21 protein-coding genes and 1 pseudogene are annotated in these 17,170 nt (G+C 34.9%); all 22 read right to left on the minus strand.

Annotated features, from left to right (window positions below; genetic code table 11):
* Positions 1–3: 3 nt before the first annotated feature.
* Positions 4–1,494, minus strand: coding sequence for a phage distal tail protein (locus HMPREF3247_RS08985; protein ID WP_001154327.1), 1,491 nt, complete (start codon positions 1,492–1,494; stop codon positions 4–6).
* Entirely contained in the window at positions 1,494–6,143 is a 4,650-nt protein-coding gene (locus tag HMPREF3247_RS08990; RefSeq protein ID WP_001133529.1) for a phage tail tape measure protein, read from the minus strand. The genes HMPREF3247_RS08985 and HMPREF3247_RS08990 overlap by 1 nt, the downstream gene beginning before the upstream one ends.
* Positions 6,144–6,198: 55 nt before the next feature.
* Positions 6,199–6,321 (minus strand): phage tail assembly chaperone GT, encoded by a 123-nt coding sequence (gene gpGT / locus HMPREF3247_RS08995; RefSeq protein WP_000570353.1) that lies wholly within the window; start codon positions 6,319–6,321, stop codon positions 6,199–6,201.
* 59 nt (positions 6,322–6,380) lie between these two features.
* Positions 6,381–6,827, minus strand: a complete 447-nt coding sequence (gpG, locus tag HMPREF3247_RS09000; protein WP_000442602.1) for a phage tail assembly chaperone G — start codon at positions 6,825–6,827, stop codon at positions 6,381–6,383.
* A gap of 64 nt (positions 6,828–6,891) precedes the next feature.
* Positions 6,892–7,845 carry a major tail protein gene (locus HMPREF3247_RS09005; protein ID WP_070866233.1) on the minus strand — a complete coding sequence of 318 codons (954 nt, stop codon included), beginning with the start codon at positions 7,843–7,845 and terminating at the stop codon, positions 6,892–6,894.
* Positions 7,846–8,226, minus strand: coding sequence for a hypothetical protein (locus tag HMPREF3247_RS09010; protein ID WP_000611452.1), 381 nt, complete (start codon positions 8,224–8,226; stop codon positions 7,846–7,848).
* Complete coding sequence (locus HMPREF3247_RS09015; protein WP_000501244.1) at positions 8,223–8,600, minus strand: HK97-gp10 family putative phage morphogenesis protein; 378 nt, start codon at positions 8,598–8,600, stop codon at positions 8,223–8,225. Before HMPREF3247_RS09015 ends, HMPREF3247_RS09010 begins: the two co-directional genes overlap by 4 nt.
* A complete protein-coding gene (locus HMPREF3247_RS09020; protein WP_000975314.1) occupies positions 8,600–8,935 on the minus strand; it encodes a phage head completion protein in 336 nt (111 codons plus the stop codon). The genes HMPREF3247_RS09015 and HMPREF3247_RS09020 overlap by 1 nt, the downstream gene beginning before the upstream one ends.
* Positions 8,922–9,254 (minus strand): head-tail connector protein, encoded by a 333-nt coding sequence (locus HMPREF3247_RS09025; protein ID WP_001177483.1) that lies wholly within the window; start codon positions 9,252–9,254, stop codon positions 8,922–8,924. The genes HMPREF3247_RS09020 and HMPREF3247_RS09025 overlap by 14 nt, the downstream gene beginning before the upstream one ends.
* An 8-nt stretch (positions 9,255–9,262) precedes the next feature.
* The gene (locus tag HMPREF3247_RS09030) at positions 9,263–9,421 is read right to left on the minus strand and encodes a hypothetical protein (RefSeq protein ID WP_001252099.1); all 159 of its coding nucleotides are present in this window, start codon (positions 9,419–9,421) and stop codon (positions 9,263–9,265) included.
* A 35-nt stretch (positions 9,422–9,456) separates the two neighbouring features.
* Positions 9,457–10,704: a phage major capsid protein gene (locus HMPREF3247_RS09035; RefSeq protein ID WP_000849950.1), complete on the minus strand. Its 1,248-nt coding sequence runs from the start codon at positions 10,702–10,704 to the stop codon at positions 9,457–9,459.
* Positions 10,705–10,791: 87 nt separating this feature from the next.
* The gene (locus HMPREF3247_RS09040) at positions 10,792–11,376 is read right to left on the minus strand and encodes an HK97 family phage prohead protease (RefSeq protein WP_000032525.1); all 585 of its coding nucleotides are present in this window, start codon (positions 11,374–11,376) and stop codon (positions 10,792–10,794) included.
* Positions 11,369–12,619: a phage portal protein gene (locus HMPREF3247_RS09045; protein ID WP_000511067.1), complete on the minus strand. Its 1,251-nt coding sequence runs from the start codon at positions 12,617–12,619 to the stop codon at positions 11,369–11,371. The genes HMPREF3247_RS09040 and HMPREF3247_RS09045 overlap by 8 nt, the downstream gene beginning before the upstream one ends.
* A gap of 219 nt (positions 12,620–12,838) precedes the next feature.
* Positions 12,839–14,533: a terminase large subunit gene (locus HMPREF3247_RS09055; protein WP_000133304.1), complete on the minus strand. Its 1,695-nt coding sequence runs from the start codon at positions 14,531–14,533 to the stop codon at positions 12,839–12,841.
* 2 nt (positions 14,534–14,535) lie between these two features.
* Entirely contained in the window at positions 14,536–15,003 is a 468-nt protein-coding gene (locus HMPREF3247_RS09060) for a phage terminase small subunit P27 family (protein ID WP_000919026.1), read from the minus strand.
* Between the two features lie 129 nt (positions 15,004–15,132).
* Complete coding sequence (locus HMPREF3247_RS09065; protein WP_000817289.1) at positions 15,133–15,477, minus strand: HNH endonuclease; 345 nt, start codon at positions 15,475–15,477, stop codon at positions 15,133–15,135.
* Between the two features lie 15 nt (positions 15,478–15,492).
* Positions 15,493–15,945, minus strand: a complete 453-nt coding sequence (locus HMPREF3247_RS09070; protein WP_000406191.1) for a nucleoside triphosphate pyrophosphohydrolase family protein — start codon at positions 15,943–15,945, stop codon at positions 15,493–15,495.
* A gap of 114 nt (positions 15,946–16,059) precedes the next feature.
* Positions 16,060–16,539, minus strand: a complete 480-nt coding sequence (locus HMPREF3247_RS09075) for a hypothetical protein (RefSeq protein ID WP_000282747.1) — start codon at positions 16,537–16,539, stop codon at positions 16,060–16,062.
* A 22-nt stretch (positions 16,540–16,561) separates the two neighbouring features.
* On the minus strand, positions 16,562–16,762 hold the full coding sequence (locus HMPREF3247_RS09085; RefSeq protein ID WP_000265043.1) for a DUF1514 family protein: 201 nt from the start codon (positions 16,760–16,762) through the stop codon (positions 16,562–16,564).
* Positions 16,762–16,911 carry a transcriptional activator RinB gene (gene rinB / locus HMPREF3247_RS09090; protein ID WP_000237868.1) on the minus strand — a complete coding sequence of 50 codons (150 nt, stop codon included), beginning with the start codon at positions 16,909–16,911 and terminating at the stop codon, positions 16,762–16,764. The genes HMPREF3247_RS09085 and rinB overlap by 1 nt, the downstream gene beginning before the upstream one ends.
* Positions 16,912–16,913: 2 nt before the next feature.
* Complete coding sequence (locus HMPREF3247_RS09095) at positions 16,914–17,114, minus strand: hypothetical protein (RefSeq protein ID WP_000039541.1); 201 nt, start codon at positions 17,112–17,114, stop codon at positions 16,914–16,916.
* Positions 17,089–17,170, minus strand: a pseudogene (locus tag HMPREF3247_RS09100) (DUF1381 domain-containing protein); the annotation flags it as partial. The gene HMPREF3247_RS09095 and the pseudogene HMPREF3247_RS09100, both read right to left, overlap by 26 nt.

The raw sequence follows: 17,170 nt of genomic DNA on the forward strand, positions 1-17,170 counted from the left end.
TTTCTATAAATATCTATCTTGCCATTTAACCGTCGTATCAAAGACGTTTTCAGGTTGTATGATTAATTCACTGTACCCAGAATCAACATTGAAATAATTACTTCCAAACGATTTCTCGCTCAACATTGGTTCCTCATTGATGACAACACTTTTTGCTTGCATATCTATTTTCACTAAATCACCTTTTTGTATAATGACATCCCTTGCGCCTTTCGGTTTTGGTAGAATCTCCGTATTGAATGAACCTAATCCATTCATCTCCATCCACTTATAACCATTATACTTCGCACTATAGATAGCTATGATAGAAGCTGGACGCTGATAAAACTTACCGCCATCTATCCACTCTTTCTCATCCATATCAATAGGTTTACGTCTATCTGGGTCTTTAATGTGATCAAATTTCCAAGTTTTAATAGAAAATTTATTACCTACTCTTCTGAGCCGCATATAAACAACGATTCTGTCCAAGTTATACATTATCGGTTTATTCTGATAGTCGTATATCTTTTTGGGGTCTCCTTTTTGGTTATACAACGTAACAACAATATGTCCTATTTTTCTATCATGATATTTATTTTCATAACCAATAGAAGCAAGTAACTTACCATCACTATCATAAATATGTTGTGCTGTTCTTCCGGCACCTTTACCTTTTTGTTCAACAATACATTTATAGGTAATTTGAAAATCTGTCATCGCTTTAGGGAGCCCTCGTTTCGTGCCAGCACCAACCCAACCTTTTGCATCAGGAAAATTAGTTGCTTTATATCCTTCGCCAAGATTGGATATCACAAAGTCACCGCCGACCTTACCACCTAAGTCATTACTTGGAATATCTTCAGTAATCATCTTAGTCCAACCTTTGAAATCACGAAACTCACTATGATAAACAGGAGGCATGTAATCCTTAACTTCTTTGGTTACCTCATCATCACCAACCATAAAATAATCTTCATCATTTTTAGTAATCATAAAGTAACTAGATGGTTTAATTGCTCGGGCTTCAACAATTAAAGGAGTGTCAGCAGTCCCACTATTTACAACTGAAACTTGGTCTGAAATCGCGGTGTTTTTGTTTCCAGTTACCGAGTATTTATAAGGATCTGTTAACACTACTTTTATAGTGAACTTCACTGAACCTCTTGGGTTTTTCGGTAATTTTAATGGACCATCAAAATATGCAAACCAATACCAGTTTTGAGATTTGAATTTAAGTTTTTTAGGTGTTAAATCTTTAATATTGAAGAACTTGACCAATGCTTCTAATATATCATCGTGTGTTTTTTCTCCACCTGGTGACAATTTTTCGTTTCGAATAATTAATGGTAAATCAAATTCGATATCATTTAAATAACGATTCTTAACAATAGATCCCGCTCTACCTTTTACGTTTTCTTTTTCAGTAACAAAATTAAAAGAGGGTATCTCGAACCCTCTTTGCACAACCAGCCATCCAATTGTTTTATTGTCTATTTGAATTGTATCTTGCATTAGATTATCGTGCCTCCTCTTCTAAATCTAACTCTTGTAGATTCGTGACGCTCTCGTTTATCGATAGAATTATTTACCTCATCTTCAAACACATACTTATTAATAACTGGTTCGTAATCCTTATCTGCAATAACTTGATTAGACTCAACCAAACTAACCAAACAATTAATAACCGCATCCAGTTTATTCTCCAATGTATGAATATAGTTTGTATCACTATTACTTATACTTGGATTTGGTAAGTTGTTTGGTCGCTTATTTTTAGAGCGGTTATCAATATCGTTAGCAGCTAAAGCTAATAATTTGTGTGCTTCGTTCGCTCTACTTGGATCAGTAGGTATTATCCACTCTGGATATCCTTCTTCCCCTAAGTGATACAATCCGTTATAGACTTTGCCACCAGTAGCATATGCGTAATCACCAGCGCGTTTGAACGCAGCTCTCCATGAGCCTGTTCTTGGTACCCATTTACCCACAATATATCTCATAGCCGATATAGCTTGATGAGTTGGGTTGAGAGGGTTATTGTAACCCGACTTTGCGTACGCTCTAAATGAAGGATCTATCATTTGGAACATACCTCTTGAAGGTATACCAGCTCTTGCGTTGCTATCCCAATTATTGACTGCATTAGCTGTATAATTGGATTCACGACTCGCAACACGCATCATCTCGTTAGTAATCCAACTCGCCTTATACCTTCCTCCTAAAATATTTTGAGCAGCCTTAATAGCTCGTCTAGCATTAGCTGCACCATTACCATCGGGTGTACTTTTGCCGCCCCCATTATTCTTTCTTAACCACGGTAACGGGTCTCTATGTCTTCCATTCCAACGCATCTCATAATGTAAGTGAGGTCCTGTACTAAACCCCGTATTCCCCGATATACCAACAGGCTGGCCGACCCTAACTTGTTGACCAGTTTTAACTTTATATTTAGATAAATGTGCATAAATAACTTCTAAGGTGCCCTTTACAATTTTCACCCATTTTCCATAACCACCATTATGAAAAGGCATAACTTGTGCTCTACCATTAATGGTTGATGGAACAGGTTCGTAAATGTAATCAAAATCCAGACCTTCATGGAATGGGCGTCCGGTTTCTCGTGTATAAGCAGCAGTGTGACCGTATAAGTAACGTAATTTACTCATATCTAATACACCGCCATCACCCGACTCTGCGAAAGCATCCTCAAGCCACTTGATTGCACTTTTCTTAATCTTAGACCATGCAGCTTTTGTTATATCGCCAGCAATACCCATACCTTTAGTTAGAGAACTGAAATCAACTCCAAACGCTTGAAGTACATAATTTAAAAGTTTGCCTGGATTATCGATAAAGTCCATGACATCATCAACTTTATCGCCAAGCCACTTTGTACCTTTACCTATTTGATCTTTTGTCCAGTTAAATGCCGATGATGCACCGGATTTAATATCTTTCCACATAGTACCTATGCTAAATCTTGGAAGCGTTCCATTTAACATTGAATAAGTTTGTGCGCCGTTATATACTTTTGAACCTTTAGGTAAGTACGCTGTCGTATCTGTATTAGGCGTAAGTACCCGTTTGCCATTAGGGAATTCAATCATTTCATTTCTGAAACCATTCGGACCATTTCCACGTCCTTTATCCCCAACCGTAGCGAACGTATCCCGCGCAATCTTACCGTTCTTAACTAATCTTGTAGTAGTATGCGTATGTTCAGTACCAGTGTGTAACTTCGGTATTTTGTCCATACCCAACTTACCACCGACCCAGTTTAAACCTTCAATTAATTTATTAAGACCTCTTTTAACAGCGTCTACCATACCACCGATATGATCTTTAATTTTACCAATGATAGATTTTAAACCGTCACGCATGCTTCCAAAGATGTTACGTACTCTATCCCATAAGCGACCAGCTATACCTACAGTGTTATCTTTAATAGAGTTCCAGATGTTTGACATCCAATTTCTTAATTTAGTAAATATATCTTTCGTCGCATTCCATAAACTTGTGAATTTAGACCTTGCACCCGTAAATAACGAATGAGCCTTGCCGACGGTATTGCTTTTGATATTATTCCACGTACTAGATAACCAGTTTTTCATATTAGTGAAAATAGATTTAACACTATTGAATAAGAAACCAAAAATACTTTTCGTCGCATTCCAAATTGCCGATAAAGATTTTGTAAAGATACCTTTGATAACACTCCAGATACCGGATATTAAACCTTTAAGTAATCCACCAAAGTATCTCACTACACCTAGAATTTTACCTACAAACCACAGTTGTATTAAATTCCAAATTAACTGCACAGTACCTTTCAGTATCATTACAATGCCGTCCCAAACGCCTCGCCAGTTTCCTGTGAAAAGACTAGAGAACACTTTGATAATACCCAAAATAATATTAATAGCCCCTTGTATTACACCTTTGATATTTTCCCAAGTGCTGACAATCAAAGCTTTAACCGCCGGCCAAATAAATTGCATCACTTGCCAAATCGCAAACATGATTGGTTTAATAATAAAGTTAAAAATAAATTCAAAGGTTGCTTTAATGAAACCAGCTATATTTTGCAAAGCTTGTGTTATTTCTGAGCCGTTCTCTTTCCAGAAAGAGGCTAATTGAGCGCCTATCTCTTTGGCGAAACCAACGATTGCATCAACTACTTTAAAGAAAGTTGTTCTAATCGTATTAACTACATTTTGTATTCCTGCTACAGTTTCGGGTGGAAATATCTTCTCTAGGGTAACCGCGCCTTTACTATCACCTTTGAATAAATCAAAGAAACCTTGTAACGCTAGTTTAGCTGCTTTAAATGCGTTTGCTACACCAGAGATTGCCTGATTTACAATATTTCTAAAAGTTTCTGAACGTTTATAAGCTTGATAGAAAGCTATGCCAATACCAACTAATGCACCTACAATTAATGTTATAGGTAACGTTAAACTTGATATCGACACACCTAAAATCGGAAATAGTTTAACAAGTGATGCGATTTTAGTTCTTAAAAGCGCGAATAAACCACCAGCTTTATTAACGTTTATTAACAAGGGTCCTAAAACTGTCATTGCATTCCCCATCACGCTGATAAATAAACCGAACATAAAAACTAAAGGACCTAAAACTGCTGCAAATAATCCAAACCCAACAACCGCTAATTGAATTGACGTTGGTAATTTAGTAACCCATGTCACTACTTTGCTAAAAGCACTTACTATAATCTTTAGTGCTGGTTCTATTCTGTCATAAATCGTTAAGGCTAGTTCTTCTAATTGCGACCTTAAAGTTCTTAATTTCCCACCTAAACCAGATTCCATTGTATCGGCCATTCTTTTAGATGCGCCGGTAGATGAATCTATAGATTTGGTTAACTTTTGATAGTCTTCATCAGAAGCATTTATAATCGCTAATGCTCCTGACATCGCTTCTTTACCAAATATTGTAGCTGCAGAACTAGCTTGTTGGTCTTTTGAAAGATGTTTAAATTTTTCCCTCAGTTGGTCTAAAAGCTTTCGCATAGGAATCATTTTCCCATTACTATCTGTAATAGATATTCCTAAGCGTTCCATTTCATTCCCCATAGCTCTAGTTGGACTTGAAAGATTGGTGAACATTGTTCGTAACGCTGTACCTGCTTTTTCACCTTTGATACCAGCATTACTCATTAAACCTATCGCAATAGATGTATCTTCAATCGTGTAACCTAACGCACCTGCTACAGGAGCGACATATTTAAAAGCTTCTCCGAGCCCTCTAACATCCGTATTTGCCTTCGAGCTAGTTTGTGCTAAAATGTCTGCAAAATGACCACTATCCTTTGCTTTTAAACCGAATGCCGTTAGTCCATCTGTAACAATGTCACTTACTGCTCCCAGTTCTTCGCCAGATGCTGCCGCTAAATCCATAACTCCGCTTAAACCTTCCATCATTTGCTTAGAATCCCAACCAGCAAGTGCCATGTAATTTAATGCTTCAGCCGAATCTGATGCACTAAATTTTGTTGTTGCACCCATTTCGCGAGCCTTTTTCTTCAAAGCTTCAAACTCTTCCCCAGTAGCACCTGAAGTTGCTTTAACTTTTCTCATACTGTCATCGAATTCAATACCTTTTTTAGCTGCTACAGCAAACCCAGCAACCACCGGCGCAGTTACATACATAGTCATGTTACGGCCTACATTTTTCATACTGTTACCAATTTCTTGAAGTTTAGGACCAAAATTATTAAAGTTGGTACCAAGTTTTCCCATTGCAGTATTTAATGCTTTCTGCTCTCTTTGCATGTCTTTTAATTCTTGTGTGGCTTGATTTAACTCTCGCTCATATTGGTTTAATTTAGCGTAAGCTTCATTGTATTTAGCAGCCGCAGCTTGTGTCTTTGCACTGTTTTCACCAGTTTCTTTACTAAGTTTGTCATAACTATCTTTCAGCTCTTTAGTAATCTGGGCTTGAACTTTTTGTTTTTTACTCAAACCTTCGACTTTTATCTTCGACTTTTCTAATGAATTATCATATCTAGAAAATTGTGATAAATTAGCCGAAAGCTCACGCGAAACCATTTTCATTTGCCTATTTAAACCTGTCACACCTCTATTGAATCCAGAACCATCTAAATCAACCTTTATGACCATATTACCTATAGGATTAGGCATTTAAAAACCTCCTTTCTTCCAAGATGTAAATAAAAAATCAACCTTTAAAGGCTGATTAAAAAATATCTTTAAAACTTTTCGCAGTTCGCTTTGTTTCAATCTTCGATTCGACAATGTCTAAAAAGAAGTGTATCGGCATGTTAGCCACTTTTTCTGCATCCATGCCTTTTTCTATCAAATCTTTAGCTATTTTCCTGTAATTGTTGTAGACAGCTTCAGGTGTTAAATCTTCTTTTCTTATTTCTGATTCTCTGTCACGAACTTTTTTGTATCGCTAGGTTCCCCACCTGTAATTCGTCCAATTAACTGTCCAATCTTTTCAATACCTTCTTGACCATTTGGTAATCCTTTTTGAAGTTCTATACTGGTAAATTGATTATCAAAAGCTTCAACGATGAAATCCAAAACTTCTTCTAATACTTCCATTTGTACAGCCATGTTGTTTTCGTATTCTTCTTGCTTGTTTCTGTATTCTTCCTGTTCTGTCACACTTAAGTTATTAAATTCTTCTTCTGTTAGATCTTTAAAATCAGCCCCCTTAAAGGCTTTGTTAAGTTTCAAACCTAATTTTGAACCTTGAATTGTTTCAAACAAAGTAATAATCGGCTTCGCTAAATACTTTTGATATTGCGGCTTTCCTGTTTTTGTAAATCCTGTAATTAATTCAATTGATGTACGTTCCATTATTAAATTCCTACTTTCTTTTTAATTTGGCCAAAATAAAAAGAGGGCGTTAAGCCCTCAAAACTTACATTTCTAAATTAGATTGTACTGTAATTTGCACAGTATCAGTTTGCTTTCCTGCAGTCGCTGTAACGGTCGCATTACCTTCCGCCAAACCTTTAACGAGGCCAGTTGATGTTACGCTAGCATACGTTTGCCCCCCAGTCACTGCATAAGTTACTTTCTGTCCAGATGGTTCGGTTGTGGCTGATAGTTGTTTAGTAGCATCAACTTTAACTGTAACTTGTTCATCAGTGACGTTTACAGAAGTGACTTCAACTTTTTCTGTTTTTTTCATTTCTTTTTCTACAGGTTCCATATTTTGTTCTCCTCGACTAGACATGAATTCATCATAAGTTTTACCAAATGTTTCCATGAATACATAATCGCGCCCTGTAGTGCTTCCTTTTTTATCATAGCCAGTAACATGCGAGCTCTCATCAAACAAACGATCAATAAAATTGCCTTCTACGTCGTCATTCTGGAATTCAACTTTATCTTGTTTTGTTTGCCCTTTGATGCTTGAACGAGTGAATTTACCTTTGAACAAGCCAACCCATTCTGAAGACTCATCATGATTACGTCTTTCAAATACAATCGCTACATCTGGCGGGATATCCTTAGCTCCATATTTATAACCACCTACACCTTTTTTAGCGCCATTCAAGAACGCCTTATCGTCAGCAGGAACAGTAACAAATGTTGTCTTAACACTTAGTTTACCATTAGATACAGCAGTTGCTGCGACCATATCATCCCCATAATCTTCCTCGGTATCTTGTGGACGGTCTACTTCAATTTCTTTTAAGAAACGAATACGTGTGCCAGCTCCAGTTTCCCATTCATTTTCTGTATCTTTTAAAATAGGTGCATAATAAAAGTTTGATACCCCAATTGCGATACCCGAAACTCCTGTATCTGCAAAATGTTGTAAGTTTAATTTTAAAAATCTTGGTGCTTGTTTCAATTTTTCAATCATTTAATTTTCCTCCAATTTCATTGATAAAATCGAGCCTTTTGCTCTTATAATATGTCTGAATGACATGACGTCACTCTCGTATAACGGTTCTCTGTAATAACATTGAAAATTTATCACTTTGAGTAACTCAACAATTTTTTCTGCTTGCTCGTTCGGTTCATCTTGAGACCACCAAACATCAATTTGGTAATGGTATTCTCTTGAAATCTCGTTATCATCAGCGTATGTGTCAGGATTGAACGGTAAGGGATATATACGAATAATAGGCTTGTCAGTTTTTTCGTGAAAATGGTCATCTATAGTGTAGTTAAACACATTCACTTCATCTGTAATGTTATTTGCAATAATAGCGTTTCTAATTAATTTGGTAACATTAATCATTTTTGCAACCTCTTAGCAGTATCAAGCATTGTTTTTAAAACTTTGTTTTTCCCTTGCTTTTCTGTTTTTGTTATAAACAATTGTGGTTTTTGGTACATTGTTCCAAATTCTGTTGCATGAATACGATGTGAGACACCTTTAGCGTAACCAATTGTAACGATTTTCTCACTTGTGTGTCTGTCTGTTTTCACATTAGAAACAGCTATGTGATCGCGAGCATGCTTTTTAGTATTCGCAAAAGGTGTATTACTTTTTAAAAGCGGGACTAATGACATAGCCCCAGCTTTGACAATTACATTACTATTTAAATTCATTTTTAAAACTGCATTTTTCAAACCTTGTTCGATGTTATTACTTTCAATTCTTGCCCCCATTAAATGACCACCTCGCCATAGATACGCAAATAAGATTTATCTTGATAATCTGGCTTTACATATTTGATGTTAAATCTTTGCCCTTCATGCAAGACGTAATGCTTATTTGTTGGTTTATAATCACCTCGTGTATCTCTGATAATAATAGTTTTAATGAATTTGCTACCTGTATTGAGATTCGTTTGAGTGTCGGATTCTTTAGATTCTTGAATGCAAGCGAAACAAGAGTATAATATTTTCGTCTTCGGTTTCATCGGATTTCCGTTCACTCTCTCGCTTACATCTTCACAAAAATCTATACGTTCATTTAATTTATTGGAATTAAATTTCATCATTTTCACTCTCCAAAAATTGCTCAAATGAACCTCTCAATTTATGCACCGTACTTAAAACCATATGTGGCGCAAGCGATAAATCCCTATCCAAATAAGCAATACGGTTTTCAAAATAGTAACTTGCTAAAGGGTATATAGCACGAGCAAATAGAGGATGACTTTTAAACCAATCAATATATTTACTTGGTTCATCCGTAACAGCGCTAGCTATTTCATGGAATGCCCAAGAGTAATATATTTCTAATAAGTCGTCCTCTGAATTGTGATCTATTTTGCAATGCTTTTTTAATAACTTAAGTTCCTCAGCTGTTAATTGCATTCAATCACCTATTCTTCTTTTACTCTTTCAAGTATTACTCCATGCTCTTTCAGCTTTTTGTTAACATATTCAGCACGTTTTACTGTCATTTCAACACGTTTACCTGACTTTAAATACTGGCCTTTTTCCAAGTCAGTATAAGATTTCTTCACTTCATACATTGCCATAGTTTATCACCTCTTTATAAAGTATCGAGCGCTTATTATGCTTCTAAGCCAAGATCGCCTTCACCGCGTTCACTATCATCATATTCAATCACAATTGCTGATTTATAATCTAGAATTCTACAGTCTTGACGTACAGCAATCATTAAACATTCTCCGAAATGCATGTAGTCAGTCCATGATGCTTGGTATTGAGAGCGGTCAAATAAAACAATCGCATCTTTTAAGTTACCGATAATCAAAGTGTTATTACCTTTTTGCCCTAGTACTTCATCAGGTAAAATTTCGATTTTAGCTCCTAATAAACGCTGTTGCGTTTTTTCTTTAACATCTGGTTGGATTAAATAGTTTCCTAGCTTATCTTTCATTTTGTCTAATTTTGCAAACATAGTTTGCGAAACAATCGCAACATTATGTTCGTAATTAGGCTTAACATTCAGGTTAATAGCATCTTTAATATCATCTAAAGATTTTGCTTTTTTAACTTCTAATTTCTTGCCTTCTTTTTCAAAACCTGAACTTGTAGAACCCGTTGATCCTTTAGTGATAACATCAATAATTGCTTTGTTTCGTGTTGCTGCAATAGTTCGCGCCATCCATAGTTTCAATTCTTGCAAAACATTCACTTTTGCATCTTCGATTGCTTCACGTGAAATTCGGAAGTAACCACGGTGTGTATTAATGTCATATGCTAATTGGAAGAATGGTTTAACTGCTAATTCAGGGTTTTCTTCTAATTCTTCAACTTTTTCAAGGGCTGCAACTTCTGATTGTCGTACTACCGGATATTTACCAGAACCATTTGTAACACGTTTGACCGTCACATACTTATCAAGATTAAACTCAACCTCTTTTAATTTTAAAATATCTGTAACAATTTCCTCTGGAATAACTACAAATCCTGAGTCTGTTTTTAACGAACCACCTTGAATATCATTGCGTGTTTCAAGATATTCAGTAAAATCTCTAACTTCTTGTGATGTTACCTTTGTGTTTTGAATCGAAATACCTAAATCATTAATGTTTGCTTGGTTTCGATAAGTACGTGCTTCGTTTACTTCCACTGATTGTTGATTGTTTTCTGAAGTTCCATCTTTTTCTTTTAGCTTATCTAATTCTTCTTGTTTTTCTTGGATTTGAGAACGTAAATCAGTAATTTCTTGTTCTAATTTTTCTGCTTTTTCTAACTCATCGTTATTAAGTGCTCTCGTTGCATACTTCACCTTTAAATCAATTTGTCTTTTAATGTCTGAAATCTCAGATTGTAACTCTTCTTTTGTTTTCATTTAATTTCCTCCTAAAATTGGCATAAAAAAATAGACATCGCTATATTCAGCATGTCCAATGGCTGTATTTGATAATGGTGTTCAACTTCACCAAATATTATTTAATATAGAGTGTTTCTTTAGTCTTATTTCTAATTCTTTTTTACGTTGTTCTTTTTTAACGGTTTCAATACTACGTAATGCTGGTTTAACATCAGTGTCTTTGTAAGCCGGATAAGTCACTACAGAAACATCTGTAAGTTCACGAATTGCTGTTAAAGTACGTTTGTAAATGTTTTCTTGTTCATCAAAACGCACTTCATCGCCTTTATCGTCAAGCATAAAACCAAACGAACATTGATTGATGTTGCCTACACGCATGTTCTCATATAAATCACGTGCAAATGTTGTGTTTGGTAACTTACAACGATATTTAAGTCCAACATCATCAGTTTCGAGCTCCAAAGTACCCGATTTTGTCCTACCAATTATTTGCGATGGGATATGATCTACTAAACAACGCACATCAGATAAATCAGTGTTTTCTAAAGCGCGACGTGAAATCGTTTCTTTGAATCCACCAAGATTTTCAGACCAAGTGTCAAACTTTAACGCATACCCCTCTATGACCATTTCGTTGTTATCATTTGAGCGTACCTCAATAATGTTGCCAACTCTCGTTTCCTTACTCATTTTCCTCACCACCTTTCAATTTTTTATCAGTAGCTCTCGATTTATTCATCTGATACTCATCTACAAGTTCAATATTTACATGGTTTAAATCGACTCTGTGAATGCTACCATTACCGCCTGGTATTGGCGCTAATCCATCACGTTGTCTAATTTCATCGATATTCATCTTTCCAGAATCAATGTTAATTTTGTCAATTTCAGCTTGTGTTTTTTCATCAACAACTCGTATTTCAGTGGTATCAAATTTAAATTCACGATTCACATATTCATCATTAAACTTAAAATTCAATTCTGCACAAACGCATGTAATATAAGGTTTTAAAGTTGATAAGTAATCTAAATTAGCATCCGTGATACTCATGTTCGCTGTTTCTATGCCGAACTTATGCAATGGAATACCAAATACACCTGCTATTTCTCTTGTTGATGATTTGTTTTCTCTGATAAGCTTTAAAACTTCTGTATCAACTTCTAATTGATCAAACGTCATTGATTCATCGAGTACGACAACTTTCCCAGCTTGTTTAGTTCCACTAAAACTTTTGTGAAATTCTTCTCTGGCACGGTCTCTTGCTTTTTTATTATCTAATACACCTTTCATTTTCAAAATACCACCAGCATGTGTGCCATTTCGCAAGAAATTATTAAGGAAATCTTTTCCATTGTTATCTGATTCTATCGTGCGACTTAATGTGTCTAACAGTGACAAACCATTTATACCATCCAACGAATAAAATTTGATGTCTAGCATATCCTCAAACTTAACATTACGTTCTATATTATTTCCGTTACTGTCTATCCTTTGATGAAAATAATACAGTCGACCTCTTGCGTCTGATTTCAATTCTATTTCGGATGTCTTTCTGAACGTTAAATTCATAGGTTCTCCTGTTTTATCACGTGTAATTTCAATATAGCCGTGCGATGTTAGTAAGGCACTAACAAACACTACTAATTTGAATATATAGCCGTTATACATTGGGTTAGGACGTGTATTTAACAAATTAACAATCCTGTCACTATAATTAATTTGGCCGTTCACTGTCACCCTAATTGGCATGCGCGCCAAATCAGAAGCAATCATCATAACTGCAGTAAAGATGTCGCTATGCCTAATTGCTTCTATATCTTTATATTGTCGTAATTTTGTTCCTTGAAAACCTGGCAAAGTTTGAACCATCATTTGCAAATCATCTTCGTTGTATTGCAAGTCTCGTTTTTCATTTTTATAAAAAATCCCCACAACTACTAACTCCTTTCTTGATTGCTTTCGTGATTTAAAATCAACGAAATAACAATCAGTGTTATACCAATGCATAAAAGTCCTATATTTTGACCGAATGCTTTATACACAGAAACATTAACCACAAACAAACCTAATAAAAAAAGGATGCTAACCAAATTAGCAACCAAGAAATTAAAAAAGACATTTATTTTATTCAAGTCCATTTTGTCACCACCTTTAAAATCCGAATTCTTCGCTTTCATATTTCTCCGTCCAATTTTCTTGGAATTCGTGCATTCTAGCTTCAGTGAAAGCTGTGATAATCGAAATAATCGGATCTATTTTTTGACGATTCATTTTTTTATTTATTTTCACATTGTCTTCTCCGTCACGAATCAAAACGGCATTATTAACTGATGTTGTAAGTAACATATTATCGTTATGCTGTATTCTTTCATCTGCAACCCACATTCTAAATTCTTTAATAGATTGTGATAACGCCTTAAAACTTTGTCCCACTTCAATGAGTGGCCAATCTAAAGCCATTGATTCGATTGTTGTTATAAAACTTTGCGCATTCCAAGGGTCATAGCAAACAGCCTGTACATTCAGGTCATGCGTCGTTATAAATTTCACTATAAAATCGATAACTTGTTTATAATCAATCATGCCGCTATCTGATTGTGTAGTCTCAGCTTCGCCACGTTCAATCGCTAATTCATAATTTATTTTGTCTCTCTTAGATTTTTGTTCTAAGTTTGTTCTTAATCCAATGAAAGAATGACTATGTAAAAACACTTTTTTATCGTCGTTAGGGAAAATAAACCCTACAGATGTTAAGTCATCCAATCTCGATAAGTCGACACCTATATACACATCTTTACCATTGATATTAGGCATAGGCGTTATTACTTGTTCCCAATCTGAAATATCTAGCAAGCTATCTTCTCTTTGCGCTTGCCATAAATTGAAGTTTTTAATCAAAATCTTATGATATGATGTCCCTTTTTCTAATTCGTCTTGTATATCAGCTTTTACATTTTGAAGTATAGTTTTTCTATGTTCTTTTGATTCTAAAAGCGGCATTGCTTTAATCCACTTTGTTTCATCTTGAACTTCTTCTTGTGAATCCATTTCAGCACAATATACAAAGTAATTATCAGCTCTTACTTCTTCATTTAAAATACGTTTAATATACTTATACTCTTGGTACATTTGACTATTTAAATTGTCTCCGGCCGTTGAAACAAGTAGGGTTAAAGGATTTTTTTGTAATGTCATACCTGTTTTAAACCTTGAGTACATCTCATCATCAGGCATACTTGCCAATTCGTCCAAAATAGCAACTGTAGGATCTTTACCATCAACCGCATCTGGGTTATTGGAAAGAGGTGCAAATACTGAACTACTTAATACATCTTCAATGTCTGTCTTTCTTACGTCTGTTTTTTCACGGATAAACTTGCTTTTACTTCGCATTAGGTTTACTTGTTGGCTTGCCATCTTGAATATTGTTTGCGCTTGCTTATAAGTAGATGAAGCTACATAAATTTGTCTATTAAATTTAGGGTATTGTCCAAACAACAGTTCGTTAACGGACATTCCCGATACGATTAGAGACTTACCTTGTTTTCTAGCCATACTTATATAAGCTTTAGTAAACATTCTGTATTGACCTCTACGCCAGCCGTATAAGCTCCCAACAATGAATTTCTGAAACTCCATAAGAGGCATGGGCTGGTTTGTTTTAGGGTCTGGAAGCATTTCCACAAATTTAATTGCTTTGTTAGACAAATGATTATCCCAATGGCAACCATTCGGCGGGTTCTCCATAAAAGATAGGTGACGTTTACATACTTGAATATTCTTCAAACTTGCCAAAATTTCTCCTGAAACTACCTTTTTTGCGTATTTAGTAACATAATCAGTCATTACTAATCACTCACAAATTCCATATATGGATCATCATCTTCTTTTTCATCAGGAACCATAATACGCAATCGGCTATCAATAGTTAATCCTAAAGTATTAGCTGTTTGTTGCAATCGAATACCCGCTTTTTCCTTTATGTTGAACGCCGGATTAACCTTTTGATTTCCTTTGTCGTCTTCTAAAATCAAGTCTTCGCGCTCTAAAATCAAACTTGCTTTAACAAAGTCACTATAAAAACTACAATATTGTGCTAATTGTGCTTTATCTAAGTTGGAAATTGGCAATTCTTGCATGTGCGGTAATATTCTTAAGTATTCTTGTTTCGCTATTTCATCTAAAAAGTGCGGTGGTTCAGTATCGATTTTAGAAAATTTATTTAATTGAGCTTCTTGACGCTCTTTTTCAATAATTTCTTCTTTTGTATAATTCTTGTTCGAATTTGACAAAAGCTTCTTAGGTCTACCCGCCATAAATTAGCACCTCCTACTAAAAAAACTTAAATAAAGGGAATTTTTTGAGAAGAAAACTCTGCTCCGTTCTCCAGAACCTTTCATTGACGCCCGTTTCATCTTTGGGGGGACTTCCTATTTTTATCTTTTTTAATATTTCTTCAAATCTTCTTTTGTCTTTTGGTTATGGCAAGCATCACACAAAGGCTGTAAATTACTTTTGTCTAATCTTCTTGCCCAATCAATTTTTGTTGGTACAATATGGTCAACCATAGTCGCTTGATTGCCACAAGAAACACAAATAAAATCATGTTCTAACAATACAATTCGACGCATGTTTTGCCACGTTTTCGATTTATAAAATCTTAAATACTCTGGATCGTTTCGACGTCTCAAATCATTGTAATTTTCATTTGCATATTGCTTGTGTTTATCACAATAACTTTCATTATGATTAATCAATACATTACATGTTGGATGACCACATCGCTTCATAATAGACAATGCACATCACTCCTTGTCGACTTTCTTAACATCTTGCACAGTTACTTGTCTATCATCTTTATCATTGCTAATTAACAATAAGTTTCCTATCGATCCATCAACAAGATACTTACTACCTTGAAACAATACTTTGTCTCCTTGTTTTATACCATTGTCTAAATTGATAGTCTGATTAGGTTTATTCATCAAGATAGTGTTAACACTATGACCAGCTATCTCATCCAAGTTAATACCTAACACGTTAGTAAGATTAGCTATATTCCACAATGCTTCGCTAAGTTCATTTATCATAATTCCTTTATCTATCGGTACATTACAAAACATATGCTGTTTAATTAGATCTGTAACATTGCCTGTAGATTGAGTTAAACCTAAGCCGTAACAAGTAATAGATTCATTTAAATTCAATTCATCATTGTGTGTACGTGTAGCTATCTCTTGGTACTTTGATATCTCCATTCTCCACCTCTTGTTTATAAAAATAAAAACCCTCACTTAATGTGAGAGTTCAAAAGAAATATAAATGTTTTGCTACACAGCAATTATAATAAAAAACAATATGTAGCATCAAAATTAGTCCGATGTGTACGATTTGTACGATGTGTCCGAACTGTACGATGTGTCCGAACTGTACGATGTGTCCGAACTGTCGGTTTCTTGTTGCAAGTTATAAAGTATATTTACTATATCTTTTACTCTAGAATAAAAATTGTCTCTGCCTATATCAAGAATGCTCATGATCCTATTATGGCTTTCTCGTTGTTTTAACATTTGTAAAATATGATAATCTTTTTCATTCGTGATGTATTCTTCATATTCATCAATGAACGCTATCTTCTTAATCAAGTAATCGTACTTTCTAAGCGCTTTGTTTTTGTTTATAACTTTCACTAACACTTTATTGCTAGTCGTGCCTTTAGCTTTTGGCATCGCAGATTGATAACCATATTGTGCAATTGATGTACTTTCGTTATCGTAGACTTTACTGTCTATTATGTTCTTCATCCACTTGTAGTTATCTATCATTTCACGTATTTCTTTCCTGTTATACATGCAATACCTCCGATAATATAAATTACTTTTTAATATCGTTATTCATTCGCTTTAATTCAATCCTGTATTCTTTTAACCCGTTGTATCCTTTAGTTTTAACTACTTCATCAAGTAGATAATCATTCATATATCTGAGCGCTTGTATCTCCCTTGCACGATCACTATTAATACTGATACAAACTAATAGCAATATAGCAAATACAATAGTCATAGTAATCCACATCACTCACTTACCTCCGCTCGAAAGACGTAATCACTCGGCGCCTCTACATCATCATTAGCCGTCATCATAATATATACTTGCTCAGTTACATACTTACCTAGCTCATACATCGCTAGTAAGAATAATAGTCTCAAAATTTCTTTAACCACCACTAAACACCCCATGTTAATTTATCGATAATTTGTATAGCTTGTTTTAATGCGTCTCTTTTTTCTTCGATATCTCTATTATCGCCATCTTCATCAGCTGACATTAACTCACTGTCATATTCATATAATAGTTCTGATATTTCATTACTAGCTACTACTAATAAGTTTTCATCTACATCAATCGTTACCGTTTTCTTTGACATCTCCATCTCTCCTTATCTTAAATTGTGCCTCATACTTCTCTTTCGCTTCTTCTTTA

The organism is Staphylococcus sp. HMSC36A10, from assembly GCF_001838845.1.
In the GTDB taxonomy this organism is placed as follows: Bacteria; Bacillota; Bacilli; order Staphylococcales; family Staphylococcaceae; genus Staphylococcus; species Staphylococcus aureus.

Bases quoted from the DNA above. Each gene is read 5' to 3' on its own strand.
- HMPREF3247_RS09030 (WP_001252099.1), bottom strand. From the start codon at position 9,421: ATGGCAATGTATGAAGTGAAGAAATCTTATACTGACTTGGAAAAAGGC.
- HMPREF3247_RS09005 (WP_070866233.1), bottom strand. From the start codon at position 7,845: ATGATTGAAAAATTGAAACAAGCACCAAGATTTTTAAAATTAAACTTA.
- HMPREF3247_RS09025 (WP_001177483.1), bottom strand. From the start codon at position 9,254: ATGCAATTAACAGCTGAGGAACTTAAGTTATTAAAAAAGCATTGCAAA.
- HMPREF3247_RS09055 (WP_000133304.1), bottom strand. From the start codon at position 14,533: ATGACTGATTATGTTACTAAATACGCAAAAAAGGTAGTTTCAGGAGAA.
- HMPREF3247_RS09040 (WP_000032525.1), bottom strand. From the start codon at position 11,376: ATGAGTAAGGAAACGAGAGTTGGCAACATTATTGAGGTACGCTCAAAT.
- HMPREF3247_RS09010 (WP_000611452.1), bottom strand. From the start codon at position 8,226: ATGATTAATGTTACCAAATTAATTAGAAACGCTATTATTGCAAATAAC.
- HMPREF3247_RS08985 (WP_001154327.1), bottom strand. From the start codon at position 1,494: ATGCAAGATACAATTCAAATAGACAATAAAACAATTGGATGGCTGGTT.
- HMPREF3247_RS09015 (WP_000501244.1), bottom strand. From the start codon at position 8,600: ATGGGGGCAAGAATTGAAAGTAATAACATCGAACAAGGTTTGAAAAAT.
- HMPREF3247_RS09060 (WP_000919026.1), bottom strand. From the start codon at position 15,003: ATGGCGGGTAGACCTAAGAAGCTTTTGTCAAATTCGAACAAGAATTAT.
- HMPREF3247_RS09035 (WP_000849950.1), bottom strand. From the start codon at position 10,704: ATGAAAACAAAAGAAGAGTTACAATCTGAGATTTCAGACATTAAAAGA.
- HMPREF3247_RS09070 (WP_000406191.1), bottom strand. From the start codon at position 15,945: ATGGAGATATCAAAGTACCAAGAGATAGCTACACGTACACACAATGAT.
- HMPREF3247_RS08990 (WP_001133529.1), bottom strand. From the start codon at position 6,143: ATGCCTAATCCTATAGGTAATATGGTCATAAAGGTTGATTTAGATGGT.
- HMPREF3247_RS09075 (WP_000282747.1), bottom strand. From the start codon at position 16,539: ATGTATAACAGGAAAGAAATACGTGAAATGATAGATAACTACAAGTGG.
- gpG (WP_000442602.1), bottom strand. From the start codon at position 6,827: ATGGAACGTACATCAATTGAATTAATTACAGGATTTACAAAAACAGGA.
- HMPREF3247_RS09085 (WP_000265043.1), bottom strand. From the start codon at position 16,762: ATGTGGATTACTATGACTATTGTATTTGCTATATTGCTATTAGTTTGT.
- HMPREF3247_RS09095 (WP_000039541.1), bottom strand. From the start codon at position 17,114: ATGTCAAAGAAAACGGTAACGATTGATGTAGATGAAAACTTATTAGTA.
- HMPREF3247_RS09020 (WP_000975314.1), bottom strand. From the start codon at position 8,935: ATGATGAAATTTAATTCCAATAAATTAAATGAACGTATAGATTTTTGT.
- HMPREF3247_RS09065 (WP_000817289.1), bottom strand. From the start codon at position 15,477: ATGAAGCGATGTGGTCATCCAACATGTAATGTATTGATTAATCATAAT.